Below are 10,081 nucleotides of genomic sequence, written 5' to 3' on the forward strand. Positions count from 1 at the left end.
ACATCTATCACACCTTTAAAATAATATTTTTATTGTCAGTAAATTATTTTGTCTCCGGACATAAAGCATTGCACAATTCGTAAAAAATCATTGATTCAATTTTTTTATTGATTTATTACCGCAGATTTTCCGCCAAGTATTAAATATCAAGGCCTGATAAAGCCTTTTAATCAGTAGGATTTAACTGGTAAAAAAACCAAGCTAGCAGACAGTTATTCTCAAGAAGAGCAAAAATCATTGTAAGTGCTAATCTAAGTAAAACTTCTCCTATAAGGTGTCCTGCCATTTATGTACACCCTTAAAATCTCGGCCTAAACTTCTAAAAAAACAGGCAGATTGATCTGCCTGTTTGTATTTTTAATATGGAGCCTGTTAGGTTGATTTGCGCTGAATGACCAGCTTAAAGTACACAATGCTGCTTAGAGTCAACAAGCTACACAGGATAAAGGCGAACTGGTAACTGTAGGCTGCAATAATGGCGCCAATCAACAGGGAACCAATGGCAATGCCCAGATCATAAAAGGTATAAAAAGTCGAAGTTGCATAGCCAATACGGTGTTTAGGTGCACGTTGAATGGCCAGCGTTTGCATACAGGGCTGTACGCTCCCAAAACCTACCCCCACCATCACCGCAGCCAGCATAAACCCCCATAAAGTTTGAATCTGGCTCAGTAGAAACAAGCCCAGACTAAAGGCCACCAGTGCAGGATAAATCACATATTGCGGCCCCTTACGATCATAAACTTTTCCAGTAAGGGGGCGTAAACTCATCATGGAAATTGCAAAAACCACGAAGAATAAGCCGGCATAGGCCATTAAGTTTTTGCTTTCAGCAAAGGGGGCGATAAAGGACATGATACTGGCATAAGAAAATGAAATTAGCATCGCCAGTACGGCAATTGGTAGAACTTTCTTTTCCACCAAATCTGTCAGAGCAATAGACTTTTGATTGGAATGACCAGCGAATTTTTCAGGTTCTTTGACCGGAATCAGAAAACAAAAACCGAAACCGATAAAGACCAGAGCGATCAGCAGGGTACTCACCTCAACATAAGACCAGTATTCAATTAGGCTAAGCCCCAGCAATGGACCAAGCACAATGCCCAGATTGACCGACATGACGAAATAGCCCATACCTTCGCCTTTACGCTGTTCTGGAATAAACTGATTGACTACAGGGACACAAACCGTGGTCAATATACTGAACCAGATCCCATGTAAAAATCGGATGATGAACAGGAGAATCAGCTGATCTGCCAGCAGATAAGCCAAAGAAAACAGGCTAAAGAATACTTCTGAAACAATCAGAGTTTTACGCACCCCAAATTTTTCAATAATCAGGCCACTAAAAGGACGAACTGCAATTGCCGAAACCATAAATAAAGTCATGGCCAGACCTGCTTGGGTCAAGTTGCCACCAAGTTCATTTAAGATATAAATAGGCAAAATTGTCGTTTGCGCAAAATAGAAAATAAATAAAAACAGGTTGTTGGCCAGACAAAGTACAAAGGACTTGGTCCATAACGGCGATGGAGCAGTATTCATGATTTTCCTAAAATGATGTGCTGCGAGATGCGGGGCTTAATATGAAAGAATTATTGTGATAAATAAGCACGACATATCTAGGAGCGAAGCAAGGTGTATAGGAACTTTAAGAAAAATACGTGAAAATTACAATAATATTTTAATGTGATCCATTAAATTGAATACTCACAGGACTTTTATACCATTGAACTGATATAAAAAATCAGCCCTTAAGCTGATTTTTTATATGAACCACTATTTTATAAAAAGTGGAATTATAAGCCTGCTTCATATTCTGTATTGGCGAGCAGCTTGCTCACATTATCCATATTGTCCGGTTTGATTTTATAGATCCAGCCTTTGCCATAAGGGTCGTCATTAATAAAATCTGGATCATCTTCAAGATCAGCATTAACTTCAACCACCACGCCCGATACAGGAGCATGAATGTCAGAGGCGGTTTTAACCGATTCAACTACGCCGGCCTGCTGACCTGCGGTAAGCTGTGCATTCAGTTCAGGTGCTTCGACATAGACCAAATCACCTAGTGCATCCTGTGCATGGTCGGAAATACCGGTCACAACAAGATCACCTTCAATGCGTACCCATTCATGTGTACTTGCGTACTTTAGTTCTGAAGGATGATTCATTGATAACTCCTTAAAAATCTTAAGATCATTTTTGACATGTTTTATACATTCTTTTTGGTCAAAACAAAAGGCTAGGATCCTTTATAAATAAGGATCTTTACGCCAGCTGCTTGGGCTGCGACCACTCCAGCGTTTAAATGCCCGGCTAAAATTGGCCACATCGCTATAACCGAGCTCATCGGCAATCTGTTCTAAAGTAAAGTCGGTCCGCGACAGCAGTGAGGTCGCATGCCGGTAGCGTACTTCATCGACCAGGGTTGAAAAAGAAGTGCCTTCAGCCGCCAACTGGCGTTTTAAGGTGCGGTCGGACATATGCAGACGATCTGCCACACTTTCAATACTCAGATAGTGCTGCTCCGAATGTGTCAGAATATCCCGAACCCGCATCGCAATCCGGTGCCGTTCGCCCAGTGCAGACAGTTCTGCTTCACACTGGTTAATGGCGATCTGGCTGGCAATTGGATCGGCGTGGACCAGCTTGTTCATTAAGTAGCTTTTATCAAAGCTTAAAATTAAATGTGGCTGTTCAAAACGGAACTGGTGATTTGGAAATTTCGCCATGAAACGTTCAAAGCCGTCGGGCTTTTTAAAGTCAAAATCAATTTCACCGGAGACATGATCAATGCCCGTAATGGCTTTGGCCATGCTGATCATGCCGATAATCAGCGCAATGGAAATTTCGGTACGCAGGGGTTCCAGCTGAATATCTGTTTGTAACTGTACTGTGGCCTTGCTGCCAAAGGTTGAAAAAAATAGTTGCAGAAAGGGCATACGCAACTGGATAAAACGGTTCGCAAGTACCAGTGCATCCGTAATATCGTGAGCTGTCATGATGGCATAGCCGATAAAGCCATGAATCGAAATCCGCATTTGCGTACCCAGATGATAACCCAGTGTTGGTTCACCAGTCAGTTTCAGGGCATGCTTAACCAGCTCATTGGCCACAGGAGTCGGGATCCGAAAATCAGGATCGGCCAGTTGTTCAGCAGTTAGGCCAAATGGTGTAAATAATGATTCACTGTTATACCCCCAGCGAGAAATCACATCGAGGAGTAAAAGACCGTATACGCCAGGAATACCCTGGTCTTGGCGTGAGGCTATTATTTTCATGCGCGATCCGTTGCACTCATACAAGTTTTTCTACTTATGCCCTGATATTGGCATGAAACAGTCATTTTTTCATTCATATTGTTGGACAAAAGCTGGCTAAATTGTCCTGCTTAAATTAGAGGATGAGCCTGATTATAGCCAAAAATTGATCTAAAAGTTATATAATTCATGTATCTAAGAGAAAAATTTATTCTTTCAGAATGATAAAAACCATTTTATTAAAAGGCAATCATGTCAACAGACCGCTTAATGAATGAAAAAGAGACATCACCACCAATCTTAACCAAAGCCGCAGGCCTGATCTGAAAGATGTACATTCGGATCAGGCTTGGGGTTTGGAGGTAGTATTTCTTTTAAATCAAAGCTATTTGAAAAAAGTTATAGATCGGTCGATGGCGCTTTGTGAGCCTGCTGTTCGATCAGGAAACCGCCTGTTTGTCGCTGCCAGAGATGAGCATAAATACCGTTTAACGCGACCAGCTCCTCATGCGTGCCTTGCTCTGCAATGCGGCCCTGATCCATGACAATCAGGCGATCCATCTGGGCAATGGTCGAGAGGCGATGTGCAATCGCAATCACTGTTTTATCCTGCATCAGGTCATCCAGACTGCTCTGAATTGCCGCTTCTACTTCAGAATCGAGCGCACTTGTCGCTTCATCCAGAATCAGAATAGGGGCATCTTTCAAAAAGACCCGGGCAATTGCAATACGTTGACGCTGGCCACCAGAAAGTTTCACGCCGCGTTCACCCACATAAGCCTCATAACCTTTACGTCCACGTAAGTCGCTCAAGTTCGGAATAAATTCTTCTGCCTTGGCTTTGCGCACAGCATCATACATTTCTTCATCGGTCGCATCCGGACGGCCATACTTGATATTTTCTGCGACTGTACGATGCAATAAAGAGGTGTCTTGGGTTACCAGGGCAATATTTTTACGCAAGCTGTCCTCAGTGACATGATCAATATCCTGACCATCAATCAGGATTCGGCCCTGATCCAGCTGGTAGAAATGTAATAATAATTGAATCAGGGTGGATTTTCCTGCACCTGAACGACCAACGATGCCGATTTTTTCACCCGGACGAATCGTTAGATCAAACTGGTCAATGACCGGTTTTTCATTATAGGCAAAGGTGATATTTTCAAACCTGATTTCTCCTTGCTTGAGCTGTAACTCTTTCGCATCCGGACGGTCTTCAATAGAAATTTTACGTCCCAGCGTACGCATTCCGTCCTGAATGGTGCCGACATTTTCAAACAGAGCAGAGGTTTGCCACATCATAAATTCGGCAATACTGTTCAATTTCAGCACCATGGCGGTGGTAGCTGCAATAATGCCGAGTTCAGCCTGTCCCTGCATCCAGAGCCAGACCGCCGTCCCCAAGACACCTCCATACAGAATCACGCTCAGAAATAAAATGCTGATTTCATATTGGGCGCCCAGACGCATTTGTTTATAAACAGTCTGCATAAACTCCTGCATGGAGGACTTGGCGTACTGACTTTCGCGTCCGGCATGAGCAAAGAGCTTGACCGTTTGGATATTGGTATAAGCATCGGTGACCCGTCCGGTCATCACTGCACGGGCATCAGCCTGTTGCGAGGAAATTTTACTCAGTTTTGGAATAAAGTAACAGGCAGCACAAATAAACAGCAGCAGCCATAACAACAGGGGCAGAACCAGTAAAGGAGAAATGGCGCCTAGTACAATATTGATCGTAATGAAGTAAATCAGGACATAGGCCAGCATATCGCCCAGAATCACCCAGAATTCACGAATCGCCAGAGAGGTTTGCATCACTTTGGCAGATAAGCGTCCGGCAAAATCATTATGGAAAAAATCCAGACTTTGTTTAAGTAACAGATTATGAAAGCGCCAGCGCAAGCGCATCGGAAAGTTACTGTATAGAATCTGATGTTTGATGAGCGACTGGGCACTGGCAAATAAAATATTGGCCAGCAGAATAAAGCTTAACCAGATAAGATTACGGGCATGTTCTTCTAAAAAAGTCTCTGGCTGGCTGCGGCTGAGCCAGTTGACCAGTTCGCCAATCTGGGAATAGAGCACGGCTTCAAAGCTGGCAGCACCTGCGGTACATAGCACCAGAATCAATAAATAACGGCGCACTCCATAGGCCGCCTGCCAGACAAAAGGAAAAAACTGGGTAGGCAAGGGCTGATTCAGATGTTTGGTGGGATAAGGGTCCACCAGCCGTTCAAGCCATCGAAACATTGTCGTACTCTTTGCTCATGCATGCTGCTTTTCAGGAAGTATAAAGGATTCTATTTTTTAAAGTCTGCAATTGGGTGAAATTGCCACACAATGATTAACGAAATCAAACTTTAGATTGCAGGTTGAACGCTTAGATGAGTTGTATCTCTATTGCTGTATTTAAAAGAAATATTTGATGGCATTGGGTAAAGCAGCAGACAATACGCATATAAAAAGCCTGAAATGACGCATCATTTCAGGCTTGCATTTAGGCTTGCGCTATTCAGTGAAACGTTTAGTGAATAATTGGCGAAGGTGGTGGAGTAAAAGCTTCTTTTAGATCATGACCTGAAGGAGCCTGATACACTTTCAGCTCAAACTCGGGAATAATCGCCAAGATATGATCCATGATATCGGATTGGATATTCTCATATTCAGTCCAGGCAGTGGTATTGGTAAAGGCATAAATTTCAAGCGGCAAGCCTTCACTGGTCGGTTGTAACTGACGCACCATTAAAGAAAAATCTTTGGCAATCCCGGGATGCTGCTGTAAATAAAACTCCAGATAGGCACGGAATGTTCCCAGATTGGTCAGACGGCGCTGGTTATATTGTGAATGATGCTGTAACTGTTGGTTGAATTTTTCTATTTCTTCACTTTTACTATTCAAATACTGATCCAGCAGGATAAAATTTTTCAGCTTGGTCTGTTCTTCGGCACTCATAAAATGCACACTGCTTTGGTCAATGTGGATTGAACGCTTGATCCGGCGTGCACCAGCTTCCTGCATACCGCGCCAGTTTTTAAAGGTATCCGTGACCAGCTTGTTGGTGGGAATGGTCGTTATGGTCTTATCAAAGTTTTGCACTGTCACGGTATGTAATGACATATCAATGACATCACCATCGGCATTCAGTGAAGGCATTTCAATCCAGTCACCAATACGTACCATGTCATACGAGGAAATCTGGACTGAAGCCACCAGCGATAAAATCGTGTTCTGGAAAACCAGCATCAACACCGCGGCCATCGCACCAAAACCGGCGAGCAGGGTGAATACATCCTTTCTCAGGAAGGTACCCAGAATCATCAAGCCGCAAACGATAAAAATAATCAGCTTTACCAATTGTAAATAACCTTTAATCGGTTTGTTACGCGATTTTGGATTACGCTGGTAAATCAGGTTGAAAATATTAAGCAGCTCGCCGAGTGCCAGTGCAATGGTCAGGAAAATAAAGGCTTGCGCGCCCATTTCGATAAGGGCTTGAGCCTTATCTGATAAATGCGGTACGGTACTGATACCATTCATGATCACGATGGCCGGCACAATATTGGCAATCCGGCGAATCACGCTATGCTGAGCAAAAATCGTGTTATTGGCAAAAGGCATTTTGGAAATGAGTTTACGAATTCCACGAACAACCACTTTTTTAGCAAATAAATTGGTAATAAGGGCAAATAGAATCAGGATGCTTAATGAAGACAGCATTTCCAGCCAGGGATACTGATCTGTCCAATCCTGAATGTTCTGAATAAAATTAAACTGTTCCAACTGATCTTTCTCTTAGACTAAAAAATTTGATAGAGTTTATAGCTTTGAAGCTGACTTTTTAATCCTGGATAACTTTTTAAAACATATCCCTCTAGGTCTTATACTTTTTTTAGCCTCATCGTTTCATTGAATATAAAAAACCGGCAGGTTTGCCGGTTTATATTTCCAGATGTTTTCTGGCGAGGTTGCAGAGCAAACTACCACATCAGGTCATCTGGAATGACATAGGCTGCATACGGATCCTCTTCATCAGTAATTTTTTCATTTTTCTCTGAATTGTTAACCAGAATAAAACCTTCCATTTTGGCATTGATACGTTCTGCCAATGCTTTAGGCAGGAAAGCATACTGGGTATTGTCACGCGCAATCACGAGACTGCCAGCCACTAAAGCATTATAAATCTGTTGATTGATATAGACTTTTTTGATTTTATCATTATCAATGAACTGGTAGCTGATTTCGCCATCGGTATCGCGGATTTTATGCTGATTGATCATCTGTACGATGGCAGCTTGCAGTTCTTTTTCCTGTAACTGGGCTTTTTTCGCTCGCTCAATGGCCTGATCTTTGGCCAGCTTTTCCTGTTGGTCCTGTGCAATCTTCGCCTTGATTTCAGCTTCACTGCTGTCACCCGTACGTTTTGCATGTACTGCCTGTTTAGACAGTTTTTTTGCTTTTTTATTATCGACCAGGCCAGCTTTTAACAATTGTGCCTGTAATGCATTTTTAACCATGAGAATTTCCAGAAATTAGTCGTGTTGATGCCGATAACGCAAATAGATGATCCAATAACTCAGGCTTAACAGAAAGCTGAGCGCCGTAGGAATCAGGAATGCATTCAATTTTAAATAAGGATAGGTCCAACTGGCAAGGATACCACCAATCAGAAAACCAAGAAAAATCAGCCCATGCAGAATGACGCGGCGAGATTCCACTTCCAGCCTTCGCAGGCGATAGCCCAAAGCCAGACCTAAGTCCGTGAGAACACCGGATAAATGGGTGGTCCTGATAATCGTGCCTTTATAATGGCTGACCATGGCATTTTGCAGACCCATGGCGACACAGGCCCAAAGCAGAGCATACCGTGGAAAATAGGGCAGTAATAACCAGCACAGAAAAATAAAAAAAGCCACCAGACTGAGAGGGTAGCCATACAGGCGTCTCAGGCGAAAGTGGCTGTTTCCAAGAATCAGGCCACTATACATAGAACCCATTACATAACACAGGATGATCAATACCAGATATAGCATCATTTCTGGCTGCCATTCTAGTAAAGCCATAGTCAGCATGCTGACATTACCGGTCATATGGGAAACAGACTGATTCAATACAGTCAGCAGTCCCAGCACGTTAATCATACCTGCATTCAGGGCAAGTAAAAACGCACCCAACTGTACCCACACGGGCAAACGCTGTAACGGCATAACAACATCATTAACAAAAAAATTATTGATTAATCAATATAAAATCAATTTAAAGCGCGGTCTACTGCTACCGTAAATAAAACATCGGTAGAGGAGTTTAAGGCAGTTTCAGTCGAGTCTTGCAAGACACTAATCACCATACCAATCGCAACCACCTGCATGGCAATATCCGAAGAAATTCCAAACAGGCCACATGCTACTGGAATGAGCAACAGGGAGCCACCGGCTACACCTGAAGCCCCACATGCAGATACCGCCGCAACAACAGACAGAATCAGCATGGTGCTAAAGTCTACGCTGATGCCCAGCGTATGAACTGCGGCTAAAGTAAGTACTGTAATGGTGACTGAAGCACCGCCCATATTGATGGTCGCACCTAGTGGAATTGCCACACTTGAGGTTGACTCACTCACTCCTAAACGCTTGGCCAGATCCAGATTAACAGGAATATTCGCTGCGGAACTGCGGGTAAAGAAGGCGGTAATGCCACTTTCCCGTAAGCAGGTAAAGACCAGAGGATAAGGATTACGGCGTGTGACCAGCGCCACCATTAAGGGGTTAATCACCAGAGCAACAAAAAGCATGGTGCCCAGAAGAACCGTGAGCAATTGGGCGTAGTTGGACAAGGTTTCAAGACCTGCTTCAGCAAAGGTCACTGCCACCAGACCAAAAATACCGACAGGCGCGAAACTAATCACCAGACGAATCACATGATTCACGGCAGAAGCAGTGTCATTCAGCAAGGTTTTGCTGCTGTCCGAAGCATGGCGAAATGCCATTCCCAAAGCCACTGCCCAAGCCAGAATGCCAATAAAATTGGCTTCCGAAATTGCCACTATCGGGTTTGCCACAAAGCTCAGCACTAAATTCTGCAAAATTTCACCCAGGCTCCCCGGTGGTTGCAAGTCAGCCTGGGCTGCAATGTCCAGAAATAACGTGCTTGGGAACAGCATGCTCGCCACAACGGCACTGAGTGCAGCCAAGAACATGCCGGCACCATACATCAGCATGATAGGACGAATCGCGAAATTGGTCTGACCAACTTTAAAATTCGCGATTGAAGCTAAGACCAGAACGAATACCAGAATCGGCGCAACAGATTTTAGTGCTTTAATAAACAGATCACCCAACAGACGGAGTGACGGCGCAGCTTCGGGAAAAACCACAGCTACGGCTACACCTAAAATAATGGCGATAATGATTCGAGAGACTAAACTTATACGCGAAAGGGCAGAAAACATAAGGTTGCCTTGTGAAAATTACGAGGGCGAAATTTAAAAAAAATTGGCACTATTTTATACTTAAATTTCAAAGGGATTGAAAATATTTTCAGATAAAAAATAAACCCTTGATATGAAATGGAAATTATAGTTAAAACCTTTTTTAAAATAATCGATTCTGTCCGTAAGATATCTATTTTGGGGCTTATTTTATCTTGAATTCCAGATTTTCATTTATCAAATAAATAGCAATTAAATATTAGGGCGTGTCCTCATTTGGCTTTACACCAAATAAACATGCAAGCAATGTAAATCATAGACTGATAATTTCGTGCAAGCTTATCAAATCGGGTAGCAATAGCACGGAAATGTTTTAATCTCGCAAAT

At 43.0% G+C, this 10,081-nt stretch carries 8 protein-coding genes and 1 pseudogene; all 9 read right to left on the reverse strand.

The features are described from left to right. Positions 1–372: 372 nt before the first annotated feature. Positions 373–1,545 carry an MFS transporter gene (locus tag E2K74_RS11435; RefSeq protein WP_151207693.1) on the reverse strand — a complete coding sequence of 391 codons (1,173 nt, stop codon included), beginning with the start codon at positions 1,543–1,545 and terminating at the stop codon, positions 373–375. A 254-nt stretch (positions 1,546–1,799) separates the two neighbouring features. Then, positions 1,800–2,174 carry a glycine cleavage system protein GcvH gene (gene gcvH, locus E2K74_RS11440; RefSeq protein WP_151207695.1) on the reverse strand — a complete coding sequence of 125 codons (375 nt, stop codon included), beginning with the start codon at positions 2,172–2,174 and terminating at the stop codon, positions 1,800–1,802. An 81-nt stretch (positions 2,175–2,255) separates the two neighbouring features. Further along, positions 2,256–3,284 (reverse strand): AraC family transcriptional regulator, encoded by a 1,029-nt coding sequence (locus E2K74_RS11445; protein ID WP_151203383.1) that lies wholly within the window; start codon positions 3,282–3,284, stop codon positions 2,256–2,258. A gap of 378 nt (positions 3,285–3,662) precedes the next feature. Next, positions 3,663–5,519 (reverse strand): ABC transporter ATP-binding protein, encoded by a 1,857-nt coding sequence (locus tag E2K74_RS11450; protein WP_151203384.1) that lies wholly within the window; start codon positions 5,517–5,519, stop codon positions 3,663–3,665. A gap of 274 nt (positions 5,520–5,793) precedes the next feature. Continuing rightward, on the reverse strand, positions 5,794–7,050 hold the full coding sequence (locus E2K74_RS11455; RefSeq protein WP_151203385.1) for a mechanosensitive ion channel family protein: 1,257 nt from the start codon (positions 7,048–7,050) through the stop codon (positions 5,794–5,796). A gap of 197 nt (positions 7,051–7,247) precedes the next feature. Further along, complete coding sequence (locus tag E2K74_RS11460) at positions 7,248–7,784, reverse strand: DUF2058 domain-containing protein (RefSeq protein ID WP_151207697.1); 537 nt, start codon at positions 7,782–7,784, stop codon at positions 7,248–7,250. Positions 7,785–7,799: 15 nt separating this feature from the next. Beyond that, the gene (locus tag E2K74_RS11465; protein ID WP_151207699.1) at positions 7,800–8,474 is read right to left on the reverse strand and encodes a YoaK family protein; all 675 of its coding nucleotides are present in this window, start codon (positions 8,472–8,474) and stop codon (positions 7,800–7,802) included. Positions 8,475–8,518: 44 nt separating this feature from the next. After that, entirely contained in the window at positions 8,519–9,715 is a 1,197-nt protein-coding gene (gene sstT / locus E2K74_RS11470; RefSeq protein ID WP_151207701.1) for a serine/threonine transporter SstT, read from the reverse strand. Positions 9,716–9,966: 251 nt separating this feature from the next. After that, positions 9,967–10,081, reverse strand: a pseudogene (locus E2K74_RS11475) (IS5/IS1182 family transposase); the annotation flags it as partial.

It is taken from the genome of Acinetobacter sp. RF15B, from assembly GCF_007558235.1.
Taxonomy (GTDB): Bacteria; Pseudomonadota; Gammaproteobacteria; order Pseudomonadales; family Moraxellaceae; genus Acinetobacter; species Acinetobacter lwoffii_C.

Excerpts from the sequence above, each read along its gene's own strand:
- E2K74_RS11445 (WP_151203383.1), bottom strand. The coding sequence starts at position 3,284 with ATGAAAATAATAGCCTCACGCCAAGACCAGGGTATTCCTGGCGTATAC.
- E2K74_RS11465 (WP_151207699.1), bottom strand. The coding sequence starts at position 8,474 with ATGCCGTTACAGCGTTTGCCCGTGTGGGTACAGTTGGGTGCGTTTTTA.
- sstT (WP_151207701.1), bottom strand. The coding sequence starts at position 9,715 with ATGTTTTCTGCCCTTTCGCGTATAAGTTTAGTCTCTCGAATCATTATC.
- E2K74_RS11450 (WP_151203384.1), bottom strand. The coding sequence starts at position 5,519 with ATGTTTCGATGGCTTGAACGGCTGGTGGACCCTTATCCCACCAAACAT.
- E2K74_RS11460 (WP_151207697.1), bottom strand. The coding sequence starts at position 7,784 with ATGGTTAAAAATGCATTACAGGCACAATTGTTAAAAGCTGGCCTGGTC.
- gcvH (WP_151207695.1), bottom strand. The coding sequence starts at position 2,174 with ATGAATCATCCTTCAGAACTAAAGTACGCAAGTACACATGAATGGGTA.
- E2K74_RS11435 (WP_151207693.1), bottom strand. The coding sequence starts at position 1,545 with ATGAATACTGCTCCATCGCCGTTATGGACCAAGTCCTTTGTACTTTGT.